Here is a 17,213-nt window from a genome sequence, read left to right on the forward strand (position 1 = left end):
CGGCGTCAATCTAATAAATATAAAAAGAAGGGGTAAATGAATATAGTTATAGAATTACAGATCTACAACTTAGTTACAACAGCTAATTTACCACGTTACGCCAGTTAAATTTGCTAGCAATATCACTGCTCGTTAACTTGCCCAATATCCTTGCTCTAAACTTTCTTCTCTCTCTGGCAAACCGCGATTTAACCGAGGGGATGATTGCATCAACACCTCATAGCTGACCCGATTGGCATATTTACAAATCTGCGAAAGCGATGAATAGGTTAAAAATGGCCGGGCATGTTTAGATGAATTAGGAACACTTAGGCGGTGATAACGATTTGCGACGATGTCGTGCAGCAGCGCTGATAAAGCACCATCACCAGCACCATTAGTATTATGAATTTTTACAGGCCCGCCTAAATACGGTGAGATATGGCTATAGATTTTTTGGATAGTTGAGCAATCACTACGGCGCATTGCGCGGCTAAATTCATGGACATTAAAATGCTGTAAATTTGACTCAGAAGTTAAAGGATGATGGGTTTGACGCAGAGCATCCGCATCACATAAACCGCCCATATATAATCCATCGGCACCCGCGGTACAAAGCACCAAATCACAAATATCAAGGCCAGCATTGACCGCTTTGAGCGGCTCATTGAGCCCTGTTAACGCGCAAGCTTCAACTTCATTCATTGCTAACACATCCACATGATTAGCAATAAACTCACGCCACCATAGCGGATCGCTTTCAATCAGCTGATAGGTTCCAAGTGTCAACACAACCGGAATATGAGCCTGTTTTGCATACTCAATCGCTTGCATGGTTGCTTGCATAATTGTTTCATCAGCGCTGGTTCGCACCAAATAAGCGCTGATAAGCAGCGCGCAGCTATTTTTAATCAAATGCGATGGAACCGCCTCTTGATGCAAATGGTTCATCTTCCCTTTGCTAATGCCAAAACTGCGCTGGCCATCTTCGCTAATCAAGGTAAAACAACGGCCAATTGCACCATTCACCGGCTCTAAATACTGAAGGTCAACTCGGCTCGAAGTATGGCAAAGATATTGATAAGCATAACTACCCACTTGAATATTATTGCTCATAACCCCCAATAAATAAGAAGGAGAATCAGCTAGCACCGAATAATTGTGCAGCGTATTGGCCACTGTGCCACCGGCATAACACTGAACTTTATCTGGCAATTGTGCCAAAGCCATAGCCAACTGTTCACTTTGCTCATCTTCTAATAGTGTTGAACCGCCAATCGATAAATTAAATGAACGGATAAATTCTTCACTCACCGAGGCTTCGATATCAACCATTACCTGATCAATGCCGACAATATAGCTGTTTTCAACAGCCATATGAGCATTAGCACTTTGAATCAGCGGGTCTTTTTCGCTAACAGGAAAATAATGTTGGGTTTTACGGCGACCGGGAAATTTCATATTGATTGCTGTGAACTAAAAATTGGAGGCATTTTAACACTCCCCTTTAAGCTGTGCTAAAACTAACTGGGCTAATAACTCAGCGTGATCATCACCATCATTAAGCGCTTTATGGTAATAAAATTGTTCCCCACCATTTTCAATAAATATATCTTTAAGCTCGTGGCTTATCTCTTCTAACGTTTCCAAGCAATCAACAGCAAATGCCGGACTTAAAATATCAACGGCTTTAACACCATCTTTAGCAAGAGAAGTCAGCATTTCATCAGTATAAGGTTGTAACCAAGGTTCTTTACCGAAACGGCTTTGGTAACTGAGCTTATAAGCCGAACTATCAAGTCCAAGGATTTTAGCAACAGATTGCGCAGTTGCTTCACATTGAGAAGGATACGGGTCGCCCTTTTGAGCGTAACGCAGCGGAATACCATGAAACGAAAATACCAATGGGTGCTCGCGGCTATAGGTAATTCCGCGGCTTTCAATTCGCTTGGCTAATGTTTGGCAATACCCGGGGAAATCATAATATTGGCGAATAAATTCAAATGAGGGAATCGCGAAATTATTATTAAATACCCGCGCACAGCCGTCAAACACACTGGCCGATGTCGATACCGAATACTGCGGATAAAGCGGCAAAACAATAAGCTTTTCACATCCCTCATCAATACTCTGTTGTAATACATCGTCAAGTAATGGCTGCGAGTAACTCATCGCAAGCTTAACCTGCGCTTTATTGCCCACCAATTGCGCAACTTTTACCGCCAATCGTTCGCTATACACTTGCAAAGGGGAGCCATCTTCAAGCCAAATTTTTTGGTACAGTTTAGCCACTTTCGGTGAGCGCAGCGGCAAAATAATCCCTTTTAAAAGAGGCTGCCAGAACACATCGGGGATTGAAACCACCCGTTTATCGCTTAAAAATCGGTTAAGGAATGTCCGAACGGATGATGCATCCGGCTTTTCCGGTGTTCCCAAATTCACCAGAATAACGCACACCTTCTTATTTGCCATATCGATCCTTAAGAGCTAACACAACCTGTTAAATTTTAACATTTATTGGCCAAAACCGATAAAAAAAGCCGACATTAAGTCAGCTTTTTCAATCATAAAAATTGCTAATTAATCAAGCAACTCAGCAAGTTGTTTACTAACATCAGCAACAGGTTGAGTACCATCAATGCGATAATATTTATTCAACCCTTGTTCTGCATCTTTGCTGTAGTATTCCACCAAAGGTTGAGTCGTTTCATGGTAAATAGCCAGACGTTTACGCACTGTTTCTTCTTCATCATCCGGGCGAATCATCAGATCTTCACCGGTAACGTCATCTTTACCTTCAACTTTAGGCGGATTATAAACGATGTGATAGACACGGCCTGAACCAGGATGAACACGACGGCCACTCATACGTTTGACGATTTCTTCATCGGGAACATCAAATTCAAGCACAACATCAACATCAATATTGTTCTCTTTCATCGCGTCAGCCTGAGGAATCGTGCGTGGGAAACCATCTAATAAGAATCCTTTAGCGCAATCTTCTTCACAGACACGTTCTTTAACCAATGCAATAATCAGTTCGTCACTAACCAGTTGGCCAGCATCCATAACAGCTTTTGCTTGTTTGCCTAATTCAGTGCCTGCTTTCACTGCCGCACGGAGCATATCCCCAGTTGAAATCTGAGGGATCCCATAACGTTCCATAATGAACTGTGCCTGAGTCCCCTTACCTGCTCCGGGCGCGCCCAGTAAAATAATGCGCATAACGCTTATCCTTTTTTAAACAATACGATGCTTTATAAAAACGTAAAATTTACACTTACCGGACCATTTTCTCAAGTAGCACCGTTATTAATGCCGCTATAAATAACCATGAATTCAAAAAATACCTTCGATAAAACAATCAATTAACTACGCCCACCTGGCGCTAAAGATAGATTTTTTGCAGATAAAAAATTTTGTCGATTCTAAAAATATGATTAAAAATACGGCATTTTTAGTAAAAAAATAACAGAGAAAGTTACCCTTCTCTGTTATTTGCTCGTGTTTAACTGCGAATTAAACCTCGATTAATGAACGCTAAATTGTGCCATCTGAGCGAGCTCGATAATCGGCTGTGGAAACAATCCGAACACAAATACAATCACAGCGGCAACCAAAGTCACAAGTCCACCCGCTGTTGTTGCCCAATCGTGAGTGGTATCACGTTCGAACTCTTCACGGGGCGCAAGATACAAGCTCACGGTCACACGTAAGTAATAAAATAGGCCAATCGCACTACCAATCACAACAGCGGCAGTTAGCCACCACAAATGTGCCTGGATGCCGATTGACAAGATATAGAACTTACCGATAAATCCTAATGTCATTGGGATCCCAGCCAGCGATAACAGCATGACTGTCATCACGGCGGCTAAGATAGGACGATGCCAAAACAGTCCGCGATAGCTATATAAACCATCTGCATCGCGCCCTTGATAAGGGCTAGACATCAAACTCACAACCCCAAAGGCACCAATACTTGCAAACAGATAACCAGCTAGGTACACGCCAATTGTTTCCATCGCCAATAGGTGCTCTTTTACAGCCACTAAAGCCACTAGTAGATAACCGAGGTGAGCGATGGATGAATATCCCAGCAGACGCTTAATATTGCGCTGTGAAACAGCCATTAAGTTACCGAATAATATAGAGATAAAGGCAATAATCCCTAACACCAGCTGCACCGACAGATTGCTGGTCACCGGCGCATCGATGAAAAATCGCGTAATCACTGCAAAAATAGCGATTTTACTGGCGGTTGCCAGATAGTTCGAAACCGGTGTTGGTGAGCCCTGATAAACATCTGGCGTCCATAAATGAAATGGCACCAGTGACAACTTAAAGCCGATTCCGACAATCATCATGCCCAACCCAATCAATACCACTGGCGCATGCAGAAGTTGCGTCTCTAAACTAGCTCCGACTTTTACAAAACTTAAAGAGCCAGCTTCGGCATACAACAGAGCGATACCAAAGAGTAAAAAGGATGAGGCAGCAGCGGATAGAATCGTATATTTGATAGATGCTTCAAGAGAGCGTTTTTGTTCAAACGCATAACCTGCAAGCCCAAACAAAGGCACTGAAACCAGTTCAATTCCCAAAAACAAAGCAGCCATATGGTTGGCATAAGCCAGCAATAAACCACCAGTTGTCGAGATTAACACCAACAAATAGAACTCTTCACGGTTATGGGTATAACCTTTGAGATAAGAGTAACCAAAAATGCAGGTTGCCAGTGATGCGATAAGCACCAGTCCACTATAAAAAATGCTAAACCCGTCCGCTCTCATCAGCGGCGCAATATTAAGGGGCGTTTCACTATGCACGGCCCCCAGCGAGATAAACGCAATTACAAGTCCAATGACACTTAACCATGCCGCAACGGCATGGCAGCGCCGACAGACAATCGCTAGCATCACCACGACAACCGTTAACCCAACGATCAAAAGTGGTAATAGCGCGATCAGTTGTTGATAAGTTATGGTCATGGCAAATTACAGCCCTGTATAAGAATTAGAAGAAACCGATGTAAACCAATGTTGTATGTTCGCCATTGCTGCATGTGAGGTCACCAAAATTTCCTGCGGGAAGAAACCTAGCGCAACAAGCAATACAACAATAGATAACAACATAATAAGCTCACGAGATGACATCGCGCTCAGCTCACCCGATGCTTTGGGTTGGCCAAAATAAGCTCGCTGAATCATAATAAGTGAGTAAATCGAGGCGAACACCAGCGCAAAAGCCGCGATAATCGTAATCACAGGCACAACTTTGTAACTGCCGAACAACATTAAGAATTCGCCAACAAAGTTTCCGGTTCCAGGCATCCCTAACGATGCAACCGCAAAGAACATCGACAATCCCGGCAGGTAGCGAAGTTTTCCCCACAAACCGCCCATTTGGCGCATATCGCGGGTACCCAGACGTTCATAAAGCTGACCACAGATAATGAACAAACCAGCAGCCGATAAACCATGGGCAATCATCATCACCACCGCACCCTGATAAGCCAGCTGGCTACCAGAGTAGATAGCGACCATCACCAAGCCCATGTGGGAAACACTGGTATAAGCAACAAGTCGTTTAATATCAGTTTGGATAAAGGCCATCCACGCGCCATAGAAGATACTGATCACGCCCAGCCACATGGCAATTGGCGCAAATTCGGCACTGGCGTGAGGAAACAGCGGCAGTGAGAATCGCAGCAAACCATAGGCAGCGGTCTTTAACAAAATCCCCGCCAAGTCAACCGAACCTGCTGTTGGGGCCTGACTATGCGCATCGGGCAGCCAACCATGCAAAGGAACCAGCGGCATTTTTACCGCAAAAGCGATGAAGAACCCAAGCATCAATAGATAAGCAACAGTACTATTTAAATGAGTCCCCAATAACTGCTCGTAGTTAAAGGTCCATACACCGGTTGCACTATGATGAGCAAATGCCAAGCCTAAAATGGCGACCAGCATAATTAACCCGCTAACCTGGGTATAGATGAAGAATTTGATAGCAGTGCGAATACGTGTTTGCCCGTCAGAACCTTTGTGTCCCCATAACGCGATGAGGAAATACATTGGAACCAGCATCATCTCCCAGAAGAAGAAAAATAAAAACAGGTCAATGGCAATAAACACGCCCATCACGGCGCCGATGATCCACAACAGATTCAGATGGAAAAAGCCTTCATAGCGCTCAATTTCACGCCACGAACAAACAACCGCGAGCAATCCCAAAAAGGCAGTCAAGACCACCATCAGCAACGACAATCCATCTAATGCTAAATGAATCGAGATGCCAAAACGTGGGATCCACGGTAATACATATTCAGCTTGCCACTGGGGAATTCCCTGCGGTACAGCTAAGCTATAATGTCCCTGCCCCCAAAGCAGCAACGACACCAGCAAAGTTAGCGCCATCGAAATCACCGCAATCCAACGCGGCAAAACACGACTAAAACGCTCGCTCTGCCAGCACAACAAACCACCGATAAAAGGCAGAAGAATGAGCCAAGGTAATAGCATGGCGTTATACGTTCCTCTTTATATGATAACTTTGCCAGCCTCACCAAGGAGGCTGACCCCAGCCTAGTGGACTAACTTAAGAGCAATAGACCTAACACACACACAGCACCAATTCCCATCGATGCTAAATACCAACGCACTTTCCCGTTTTCGGTTAACGTCAGCGTCAAGTTAGCGCCAAGTGCTAAATAACGAGAGCTATCGACCACGGTATTAATCGGATCAATACGCAGCAGTTTGGCGATTTTTAGATACGTCTGAACAAATACTTTGTCGTACAGCCAATCAAATCCCCAGGCACTAAACCAAAAGCGGCTTAACATTCGGCACGCAGAGCTATTAGACAAGCTCTCAACCCAGCGGCGGCTGCCCAGCCAGATCCAAGCGGCGAGTAGCACACCAATGATGGCGACCGCTGCTGAGGTTAACTGCACGGTAATTGACTCACCTTCCATTGAATGCGGTAACACATGACTAAGTGGCGGCGTAATAAACGCACCAATAAAGGTTGATAGAATCATGAGAATCAGCAAAGGCAGGTTGTGTGCCAGCCCTTTACCAGCATCAGCCTGAACATGGCTTTTGCCGAAAAAGACAATAAAGATCATGCGAAACGTATAAAGTGACGTTAACAGCGCACCAACTAAACCAGCGACTAACAAATTCAAATGACCACTGGCCAGCGCCCCAGATAAAATCGCATCTTTACTGTAGAAGCCCGCGGTAACCAAAGGTAGCGCAGAGAGCGCACTACCACCGATAATAAAGGCGGCAAATGCCATCGGCAATTGCTTGCGCAACCCACCCATTTTGAAGATATTCTGTTCGTGATGACACGACAAAATAACTGAGCCCGAGGCCAAAAACAGCAGTGCTTTAAAGAAGGCATGAATCATCAGATGGAAAATGGCCGCATCCCAAGCCTGTACCCCAAGCGCTAAGAACATATAACCAATCTGGCTCATGGTTGAATAGGCAAGCACCCTTTTAATATCGGTCTGAACCAGCGCCGAAAAGCCTGCAATTAGCAGCGTAATTGCACCGATAATGCCAACTAGGTGCAATACTTCAGGAGCCATTAAAAATAGCACATGAGTTCTTGCAATTAAGTACACACCAGCGGTTACCATGGTTGCCGCGTGAATCAATGCTGAAACAGGCGTTGGACCTGCCATCGCGTCAGCCAACCATGTTTGCAAAGGTAGCTGCGCTGATTTACCAACCGCACCACCAAGCAACATCAGAGTTGCCCAGAACATAACTGAGGAGCCAATAGCCGCCTGCGCGGGGGCGATTTGACTAAGCTGCGCGATGTTCAAAGTGCCAAACTGCGCATAAAGAATGAATAACGCAATCGCTAAGAAAACATCCCCAACACGGGTCACGATGAACGCTTTCATCGCTGCGGCCCCGTTCGCCGGATTTCGATAATAAAAACCGATTAACAGGTAACTACATAAACCAACACCTTCCCAACCGAGATATAACACTAACAAGTTGTCGGCTAACACCAACACCAGCATGCTAGCGATAAACAAGTTGGTATAGGCAAAAAATCTCGAATACCCTTCTTCACCGCGCATATACCAAGATGAAAACAAATGAATCAAAGTACCAACACCGGTGACAACCCCTAACATCGTCAATGACAAACCATCTAAGTGCAGGGTTATACCGATTTTAAAAGCCCCTTCACTCATCCAAGTCCACATCGGCAAGTCAAACGCCTGTCCTGATTGAGCAAAAAAACTAATTCCGGCATAAAGGCTAATCAGGGCTGCAATAAAGACTGAGCCAATCCCGATCGTTGCTGATGTATTTTCACTCCATCGACCACGGGAAAAGGCCAGCAGCACAAATCCCACAAGTGGCAGGAGTATCGTTAAATAAAGTAAACTCATCCGCGCATCTCACTGACTGAATCAATATTTAAAGACTGTTGACGACGATGCAGCTGCAATAACAATGCAAGTCCAATACTTGCCTCAGCAGCTGCCAGAGTGATTGCTAAGATATACATCACCTGACCATCAGCTTGGTGCCAATAACTCCCTGCACCGACAAAAGCAAGCGCAGCAGAATTGATCATCACTTCAAGACTAATCAACATAAACAATAAGTTACGACGAATTAAAAGCCCGACAAATCCCAAGACAAACAAAATAGCTGCCAGGATAAGAACATGCTGTAGCGCAATCATGCTTTTTTCCCCTCCGTGCGTGCTAAAGCTTCTTTATCTCGGCCAAGATGGAAAGCCACCACCAGCCCAGCAAGTAACAATAACGAAGCCAATTCCACAGCCAGAACGTATGGACCAAACAGCGCAATCCCGACCGCTTTAGCACCAATCATTTCAAATTGGATCATTGGTGAGTGCAAACCGACAATGGCATACAGCAGCGCAATCAATAAAAGTGCCGATAAAATGCCAGGTCCAATCCACAACCCAGGGCGCAACCACTGGCGTTCTTGATTAATCGTCTCAGCACCTAAGTTGAGCATCATGACGACAAATACAAACAGCACCATAATGGCCCCGGCATAGACAATTAGCTCCAAAGCACCCGCGAAATAAGCGCCAAGCGTGAAAAAGACAACCGACACAGCGAGCAGCGAGATCACCAGATAAAGCAACGCGTGAACCGGATTAGTGTGCGTAATCACCCGGATGGTTGCCAACACAGCGACAACTGCGGCAATATAAAAAACAATATCCATCTTACGAATCCTTAAGGCATTAAACCTTTCACATCGATAGGTTTGGCTTCATTTTCGCCAGCCCCTTTAGGTTTGCCGTCAATCGACATCCCCGCCATTCGATAGAAGTTATAATCGGGATATTTCCCCGGCCCAGAAATCAGCAGATCTTCTTTTTCATAAACAAGATCCTGACGATTAAACTCACCCAATTCAAAATCAGGAGTAAGCTGAATCGCGGTGGTCGGACAGGCTTCTTCGCACATTCCGCAGAAAATACAGCGAGAGAAGTTAATGCGGAAAAATTCCGGATACCAACGACCGTCCTCTTTTTCAGCTTTTTGCAAAGAGATGCAATCGACCGGACACACAGCGGCACACAAGTTACATGCAACACAGCGCTCATCACCATCTGGGTCGCGCGTTAAAACAATTCGCCCGCGATAACGAGGCGGAACCGCAACCGGAACCTCCGGATACATCTGAGTTTCCCGTTTGGCAAAGGCATGCATGCCAATCATCCACAAGCTGCGAACCTGGGTGCCGAAGCCAACCAGAATTTCTTTAATAGTCATGGTTGTCTCCTAATTAACTCTGTTGGAGCAAAATAATGGCGGCAGTAATCAATAAATTCACCAACGTAATCGGTAAACAAACCTTCCAACCAAATGCCATCACTTGGTCATAGCGAGGTCTGGGCAATGCCGCACGAACTAAAATAAACATGGTCATGAAAAAGGCGGTTTTAATCGCAAACCAGATAAATCCTGGAAGCCAAGGCCCTTGCCAGCCACCAAAGAACAGCGTCACGATTAACGCCGAAATTGTCACAATACCGATGTATTCACCGACAAAGAATAAGCCGAACTTCATACCTGAATATTCAATGTGATAACCATCGGCTAGCTCTTGTTCTGCTTCTGGTTGGTCAAAAGGATGGCGGTGACACACCGCAATCCCCGCAATCACAAACGTCACAAAACCGAAGAACTGCGGAATGATATTCCACAAATGTGCTTGGTTGGCGACGATATCAGTGAGCTTAAACGACCCGGCTTTTGCCACAACGCCCATCAGCGACAACCCTAAAAACACTTCATAACTAAGTGTTTGCGCTGAGGCACGCATCGCACCTAAGAGCGAGTATTTGTTATTGCTCGACCAGCCAGCAAATAACACCGCATAGACACCGAGGCCTGCCATCATTAAGAAAAACAAAATGCCAATGTTTAAATCAGAAACAATCCAAGTTGGCGAAACCGGCACAATCGCAAACGACAGCAATAAAGAGGTGAAAGCTATCATTGGCGCAAGGGTAAAAATAAACCGGTCAGCAAATGGTGGGATCCAGTCCTCTTTAAAGAACATTTTGAGCATATCTGAGACCAGCTGCAGCGAACCGCCCCAACCAACCCGGTTTGGCCCATAACGATTTTGGAACAAACCTAGCAAACGACGTTCACCAAAGCTCATCCATGCGCCACAAGCTACAACCACCAGCAAAATCACTAAGGCTTTCACGACAGCAATAATGCATGCGATGACTGTAGGGGTGAAAATACTCATAGATGCCCCTCCTGCAATTGGGTAATGGTTTGGCCGGCTAAGACACTTGGCAGAGTTTCACAGCCAAGCGGCAACCCAACTATTCCAGATGCCAGTGCTTTGCTAAGTTTTACCGATAATGACCAATTTGAACCATTAACTGAAAATTCAGCGACGGTCCCTTCGTTAAGCCCTAGCTGCTCGGCATCTGTCGGGTTTAGCGTTAGATAATGCTGCCCGGCTCGCTCGCGCATGACTTCGCTTTTAGCCGACAGTTCATCGCTACCAAACAGCCGATAGTTCGCAGCAATTAACCATTGTCCTGCTTGAGCGTGAAACGCTTGTGGAATATCCGCGAAATACTCTAATGAGCCCTGTTCACTAAATAACCGAACCCCAGGATCGCCATAGCGAAGGTGACCACCCACTTCGTCTTGGAATTTGTTCCATGCTTGTGGTGAGTTCCACCCTGGAGCCCAAGCAAAAGCGATTTCATTACGCACCGCATCAGGGCTATTGTTCCCTTCCATTGAGAAAGAAAACGGTGAATCGACATCCTGAGGCTGGCGCGGTTCATGAACACTAATGTTGGCACGCATCGCAGTGCGACCACTATAACGATGCGGCGCTCGCGCAAGTTTCTGGCCTTTAATTCGAAAATCGGCATTAGGTGCAGCATCGACAATTGGCGCTAATTGCGGAATATTGTCACAAAGCGAAGCAATCACATGATCCAAAGTGCTCCAGTCAGGACTTGCATCGCGAAGCGCTGTTTCAAGCCCATGCAACCACCGCCAGCTCTCTAAAATCACTGAGTCTGGATGATAGTAGCTTGGGTCAAATACTTGGAAAAAGCGCTGCGCACGGCCTTCCATATTAACGACTGTACCATCTGCTTCAGCAAACGAGGCGCTAGAGAAAACAAACTCAGCCTGATCTGCTAAACGATGATGCTGATGATCAACCACCACCAAGTGATCCAGCTGGTTAATCGCCGCTTCAACCTGTGTTGGAGCTAAGCGTTGATAGAGATCGTTTTCGAGTACAATCGCCGTATCAACATTGGTCCCCATTGCGCTAAGTGCATCATCAAGTGGTTTTGCGCCCATCATTACCAATCCCATGCTATTTACTTCACGGGCGACATAACTTAGGCCAACCTCTTTGTCCTGCTCTTTTAACGCTTTAGCGATATTGGCGGCGGCATCAATCAGCGCGATATCTCCAGCTTGAGAACCGCTAATAATCAGTGGTTTTTGGCTTTGCTTGAGCGCTGATGCGATAAATTGTGCTTTTTGAGTTAACTCATCATCTAAATCAGCAACCGCTGGCGCTTTTTCATCTAAGGCATGAGCGATGGCAAAACCAAGACGCGCTTGATCGCTTGCTGATGCGCTTAAACTCCACGCAGCAACATCATCTAAACGAGTGGTATCACTATGGGTAATAAACAGAGGATAACGAGCATGTTGACCAATATTTTGCACGGCCGCAATCTGCCAATCCGCAACGCGCTGGGCGCTCGCCATCTCGCGAGCTTTGCCTTTCACCGCTTGGCGAACCGCTAGTGCAACTCGAGCAGCTGTTTGCGTCACATCTTCGCCCAAAATGACCACCGCGTCATAATCTTCCATCTCACGCAATGTCGGAGTATGAATGCCAGCTTCATTAAGAATTTTGAGCATTCTTTCTAAGCGCTGTTGCTCACCCGCTTCAATCCCACTGTAGAAATTAGCCTGCCCCACTAACTCGCGCAGCGCATAGTTACTCTCTAAACTCGCACGCGGCGAACCAATACCAATGATCTGTTTGGCATGTTTAAGCACACCGCTAGCGGCAAGAGTTGCTTGTTCGGCGTTCAGTTCAATGCGGTCATTCCCACGCAGCTGCACAGGGCGCTGCGGGCGAGAATCTAAATTAACGTAGCCATAACCAAACCGGCCACGGTCACATAAAAAGTAGTGGTTTACTTCGCCATTAAAGCGGTTTTCAATGCGTCGCAACTCACCATAGCGCTCACCAGGGCTAATGTTACAACCGACACTACACTGCTGGCAGATACTCGGAGCGAACTGCATATCCCATTTACGGTTAAAACGGCTTGAATGAGTTTTATCGGTAAACACCCCAGTTGGACAGACTTCGGCTAAATTGCCAGAAAACTCACTTTGCAGCGTCCCTGATTCGGTGCGACCAAAATAAACATTGTTATGCGCACCATAAACACCGAAATCTTCACCATCGGCATAATCGTTGTAATAACGAACGCAGCGATAGCATGCGATACAGCGGTTCATTTCATGTGAAATAAATGGACCAAGATCCTGATTTTCATGAGTACGTTTGGTAAAACGATATTCACGCGAACTGTGCCCCGTCATCACCGTCATATCCTGCAGATGACAATTACCACCCTCTTCACAGACTGGGCAGTCATGCGGGTGATTGGACATCATCCACGACACAACGCTCTCACGAAATTCAGTTGCTTCTTCATCCTCAATCGAAATATACGTATCATCGGTGACTGGTGTCATACATGACATCACCAAACGACCCCGTTTATCATCGGCATCTTTATATTGTTTGACCGCGCACTGACGACACGATCCGACACTGCCTAAAGCAGGATGCCAGCAAAAGTAAGGCACATCGATACCCAACGACAAACAGGCCTGTAATAGGTTATCTGCGCCATCGACTTCATATTCTTTGCCATCTATATGAATGGTTGCCATATTTTGTATGCTTCCCAATGACCTGCGAATTTTCGCAGACATTTAACTGTTCAAATTAAGTACTATGAGTTACGCCAGATTAGGTTGGATCCCTTTAATAGCTCTGACATTGCCAACTTTTGAGCCAATACCAGCTTCAAACTCACTACGGAATAATTTAATTGCACTTTGCAACGGCTCTACCGCCCCTGGGGCATGGGCACAGAAGGTTTTACCCGGGCCTAATTGGCGACAAAGTTGTTCGAGTGTTTCGATATCGCCGACTTGCCCTTCACCTTTGACTAACGCCTGTAAAATTTTGACGCTCCACGGCAAACCATCGCGACATGGTGTACACCAGCCGCAAGATTCACGGGCAAAAAATTCTTCCAGATTTAAGACCAGCGAAACCATGTTAATCCGATTATCAATAGCTAAAGACAAAGCGGTGCCCATTCGGCTACCTGCTTTACCGATATGGTCGTAATCCATCGGTACATCAAGCTGCTCAGGCAATAGAAAATCAGTGCCAGCGCCACCGGGTTGCCACGCTTTAAGCGTTAATCCTTCTTGCATGCCACCGGCGTACTCTTCAAAAAGTTCACGAGCCGTGGTGCCAATCGGTAATTCCCAAACCCCTGGATTATTCACGCAACCAGAAAAACCCATCATTTTCGTGCCCGCATCATCGCTACCTGGAGCTGATAGCCCTTTGTACCAATCAGCCCCGCGATTTAAGATCCCCGGAACATTGCAGATAGATTCAACATTATTGACACAGGTTGGTTTTCCCCAAACACCGGACATTGCAGGAAAAGGTGGTTTCGCACGAGGGTTGGCGCGGCGCCCTTCTAAAGAGTTAATCAGAGCGGTTTCTTCCCCACAGATATAGCGGCCGGCTCCAGTGTGGACAAACAGATCGAAGTCCTTACCGCTGCCAAGAATGTTTTCGCCTAAAAAGCCAGCTTTGCGTGCTTCATCGATTGCTTTGCGAAGATTGTTTGCCGCTTCGACATATTCGCCACGAAGGAAAATATAACCACGATAGGCTTTAACCGCTTTAGCTGCGATAATCATCCCTTCGACGAGCAAATGTGGCATTTTTTCTAACAGGTAACGGTCTTTAAATGTGCCAGGCTCCATCTCGTCGGCGTTACAGATCATGTAACGGACATCCAGCGAGTCATCTTTTGGCATCAGACTCCACTTAATCCCGGTTGGGAAACCGGCCCCACCACGACCACGTAATCCTGCATCTTTGACCGTTGCAACCACTTCATCGGGTGACATTGCCAAAGCTTTTTCAGCACCGATATACCCTTCTTTGGCGCGATACTCATCAAACCAGACTGGCTGGCCATCATCACCAACACGCCATGTCAAAGGGTGTGTTTCAGCAGTTCGCTTGATAGTTAAACTCATTGATACTGCTCCAAAATAGTTGGAATATCAGAAGGCTTCAGATGCGAATGAAGATCTTCATCGATCATCATGGTCGGCCCCTTATCGCAATTACCAAGGCAACAGGTTGGTAGCAATGTAAAGCGACCATCTTCGCTGGTCTGGCCATTGGTAATGTGTAACTGTTTTTCCAGCGCTTCTAGAATTTGGCCAAACCCCGTGACATAGCAGGCCACGCTATCGCAATAGCGAATCACATGGCGCCCAACGCTCTGGCGGAAAATCTGACTGTAGAAAGTTGCGACACCTTCAACTTCACTGGCTCGGATCCCCAGGATGTCAGCGATAACGGCAATCGCCCCATCAGGCACCCAACCATGCGATCTTTGAACAATTTTTAACGCTTCAATGGATGCGGCGCGCGGGTCTTCATAATGATGCTTTTCTTGCTCAATCGCCTGAGCATCCGCTTCACTGAGCGTGAAATCATTGCCGTAATCGACTTTCACCGAAATAGTTTGATTGGCTTGTTTCATGATTAACGATCCACATCCGACATAACAAAATCGATACTTCCGAGATAAACGACTAAATCGGAAACTAAACTTCCCCGAATCACTGATGGGATCTGCTGCAAATGCGCAAAACTCGGTGTACGAACGCGAGTACGATAACTCACCGTACTGCCATCAGAGGTCAGGTAATAACTGTTAATGCCTTTGGTTGCTTCAATCATCTGGAATGATTCGTTAGCAGGCATCACCGGTCCCCAAGAAACTTGCAAAAAGTGCGTAATCAACGTTTCAATGTGCTGCAGAGCGCGCTCTTTTGGCGGCGGAGTCGTCAATGGGTGATCCGCTTTGAATGGTCCAGATGGCATGTTTTTCAAACACTGCTGTAAGATTTTCATGCTCTGGCGGATCTCTTCGACTTTAAGCATGACGCGGTTATAGCAATCGCTCACGCCACCACCGACAGGAACTTCAAAATCGAAGTTTTCATACCCTGAATAAGGTCGCCATTTACGTACATCAAATTCAATACCAGTGGCACGAAGTCCAGCCCCTGTAACTCCCCAATTCAGAGCATCTTGGGCGTTATATGCGGCGACCCCTTGAGAACGCCCTTTTAATACGCTGTTATGTAATGCAGCTTTCACATATTCATTCAGGCGTTTAGGCAACCATGACAGGAAATCTTGCAGCAGACGTTCCCAGCCTTTTGGTAAATCATGCGCAACACCACCAATGCGAAACCAAGCCGGATGCATACGAAAACCGGTTATAGCTTCAATCACATCGTAAATTTTCTGACGATCGGTAAAGGCAAAAAATACGGGGGTCATGGCCCCAACATCTTGAATAAATGTTGAGATATAAAGCAGATGGCTATTAATCCGAAATAGCTCGCTCAACATCACTCGAATAACTTCGGTGCGTTCAGGCACTTTAATGCCAGCGAGCTTTTCAACAGCCAATACATAAGGCATTTCGTTGACACACCCACCTAAATACTCGATTCGGTCAGTGTAAGGAATGTAACTGTGCCAAGACTGGCGCTCTGCCATCTTTTCGGCTCCACGATGGTGATAACCGATATCAGGCACACAATCTTTAATTTCTTCACCATCAAGTTGCAAAACAATGCGAAACGCACCATGGGCAGACGGATGGTTTGGCCCCAAGTTAAGGAACATGAAATCTTCGTTTTCATTGCCCCTCTGCATGCCCCACTCTTCAGGCTTAAATGTAAGCGCTTCCATTTCAAGCTCTTCTTTCTGTCGAGTTAGCTCAAAAGGGTCAAATTCAGTGGCGCGGGCTGGATAGTCTTTGCGCAGCGGATTTCCCTGCCAAGTCGAAGGCATTAAAATCCGTCGTAAATTGGGGTGACCTTTAAAGGTGATGCCGAACATCTCCCAAGTTTCACGTTCATACCAGTTCGCATTGGCAAACACACCAGTGGCCGTTGGAAGCTCTAAACTGTCTTCACTTAATGCAACTTTCAACATAATGTCGCGGTTGCGCTCAATCGAGAGCAACTGGTAAAAAACTGTGAAATCCGCCTCAGGTAAATTTTCACGGTGAGTTCGCTGGCGTTCATCAACGCCATGCAAGTCATACAGCATTGAGTATGGGCTAGGCATTTTTTTCAAAAAGCTCAGCACATCAATGATCTTTTCCCGAGCGACCCATACCACAGGCATACCGGTACGAGTTGGCTGCAGATAGAAACTTGCTTTACCAAATCGATTAATAAGCTCGCCAAGAACCGGATCTTCGTGATGGTCTAATGTTGGCCATGGCTCGCTTTGTTGTGTCGTTGTTTGTGTCATATTCATCACTATGTCGTT

The 17,213-nt window shown here is 46.0% G+C and carries 14 protein-coding genes; all 14 read right to left on the reverse strand.

Going from position 1 to position 17,213, the window contains the following annotated elements; genetic code table 11:
- Positions 1–132: 132 nt before the first annotated feature.
- The 14 genes from ABTQ23_RS07130 to nuoC all read right to left on the reverse strand — a co-directional run bounded on the left by ABTQ23_RS07130 (position 133) and on the right by nuoC (position 17,207).
- The gene (locus ABTQ23_RS07130; RefSeq protein ID WP_408614984.1) at positions 133–1,440 is read right to left on the reverse strand and encodes an inosine/guanosine kinase; all 1,308 of its coding nucleotides are present in this window, start codon (positions 1,438–1,440) and stop codon (positions 133–135) included.
- A 33-nt stretch (positions 1,441–1,473) separates the two neighbouring features.
- Entirely contained in the window at positions 1,474–2,451 is a 978-nt protein-coding gene (gene hemH, locus ABTQ23_RS07135; protein WP_408614985.1) for a ferrochelatase, read from the reverse strand.
- A gap of 108 nt (positions 2,452–2,559) precedes the next feature.
- Positions 2,560–3,204 carry an adenylate kinase gene (adk, locus tag ABTQ23_RS07140; protein WP_408614986.1) on the reverse strand — a complete coding sequence of 215 codons (645 nt, stop codon included), beginning with the start codon at positions 3,202–3,204 and terminating at the stop codon, positions 2,560–2,562.
- Between the two features lie 305 nt (positions 3,205–3,509).
- The gene (gene nuoN / locus ABTQ23_RS07145) at positions 3,510–4,970 is read right to left on the reverse strand and encodes an NADH-quinone oxidoreductase subunit NuoN (protein WP_408614987.1); all 1,461 of its coding nucleotides are present in this window, start codon (positions 4,968–4,970) and stop codon (positions 3,510–3,512) included.
- Between the two features lie 6 nt (positions 4,971–4,976).
- Positions 4,977–6,503: an NADH-quinone oxidoreductase subunit M gene (gene nuoM / locus ABTQ23_RS07150; protein ID WP_408614988.1), complete on the reverse strand. Its 1,527-nt coding sequence runs from the start codon at positions 6,501–6,503 to the stop codon at positions 4,977–4,979.
- A gap of 71 nt (positions 6,504–6,574) precedes the next feature.
- The gene (nuoL, locus tag ABTQ23_RS07155; protein WP_408614989.1) at positions 6,575–8,404 is read right to left on the reverse strand and encodes an NADH-quinone oxidoreductase subunit L; all 1,830 of its coding nucleotides are present in this window, start codon (positions 8,402–8,404) and stop codon (positions 6,575–6,577) included.
- Positions 8,401–8,703, reverse strand: a complete 303-nt coding sequence (gene nuoK / locus ABTQ23_RS07160; RefSeq protein ID WP_408614990.1) for an NADH-quinone oxidoreductase subunit NuoK — start codon at positions 8,701–8,703, stop codon at positions 8,401–8,403. The genes nuoL and nuoK overlap by 4 nt, the downstream gene beginning before the upstream one ends.
- Entirely contained in the window at positions 8,700–9,221 is a 522-nt protein-coding gene (nuoJ, locus tag ABTQ23_RS07165) for an NADH-quinone oxidoreductase subunit J (protein ID WP_408614991.1), read from the reverse strand. Before nuoJ ends, nuoK begins: the two co-directional genes overlap by 4 nt.
- 11 nt (positions 9,222–9,232) lie before the next feature.
- On the reverse strand, positions 9,233–9,775 hold the full coding sequence (gene nuoI / locus ABTQ23_RS07170) for an NADH-quinone oxidoreductase subunit NuoI (RefSeq protein ID WP_408614992.1): 543 nt from the start codon (positions 9,773–9,775) through the stop codon (positions 9,233–9,235).
- A 13-nt stretch (positions 9,776–9,788) separates the two neighbouring features.
- Positions 9,789–10,766: an NADH-quinone oxidoreductase subunit NuoH gene (nuoH, locus tag ABTQ23_RS07175; RefSeq protein ID WP_408614993.1), complete on the reverse strand. Its 978-nt coding sequence runs from the start codon at positions 10,764–10,766 to the stop codon at positions 9,789–9,791.
- On the reverse strand, positions 10,763–13,483 hold the full coding sequence (nuoG, locus tag ABTQ23_RS07180; protein WP_408614994.1) for an NADH-quinone oxidoreductase subunit NuoG: 2,721 nt from the start codon (positions 13,481–13,483) through the stop codon (positions 10,763–10,765). Before nuoG ends, nuoH begins: the two co-directional genes overlap by 4 nt.
- A gap of 69 nt (positions 13,484–13,552) precedes the next feature.
- A complete protein-coding gene (gene nuoF / locus ABTQ23_RS07185; RefSeq protein ID WP_408614995.1) occupies positions 13,553–14,884 on the reverse strand; it encodes an NADH-quinone oxidoreductase subunit NuoF in 1,332 nt (443 codons plus the stop codon).
- Positions 14,881–15,399 carry an NADH-quinone oxidoreductase subunit NuoE gene (nuoE, locus tag ABTQ23_RS07190; protein WP_408614996.1) on the reverse strand — a complete coding sequence of 173 codons (519 nt, stop codon included), beginning with the start codon at positions 15,397–15,399 and terminating at the stop codon, positions 14,881–14,883. Before nuoE ends, nuoF begins: the two co-directional genes overlap by 4 nt.
- A 2-nt stretch (positions 15,400–15,401) precedes the next feature.
- Positions 15,402–17,207, reverse strand: coding sequence for an NADH-quinone oxidoreductase subunit C/D (gene nuoC, locus ABTQ23_RS07195; protein ID WP_408615045.1), 1,806 nt, complete (start codon positions 17,205–17,207; stop codon positions 15,402–15,404).
- Positions 17,208–17,213 lie beyond the last annotated feature (6 nt).

The sequence above is a fragment of the Celerinatantimonas sediminis genome, from assembly GCF_046054195.1.
Taxonomy (GTDB): Bacteria; Pseudomonadota; Gammaproteobacteria; order Enterobacterales; family Celerinatantimonadaceae; genus Celerinatantimonas.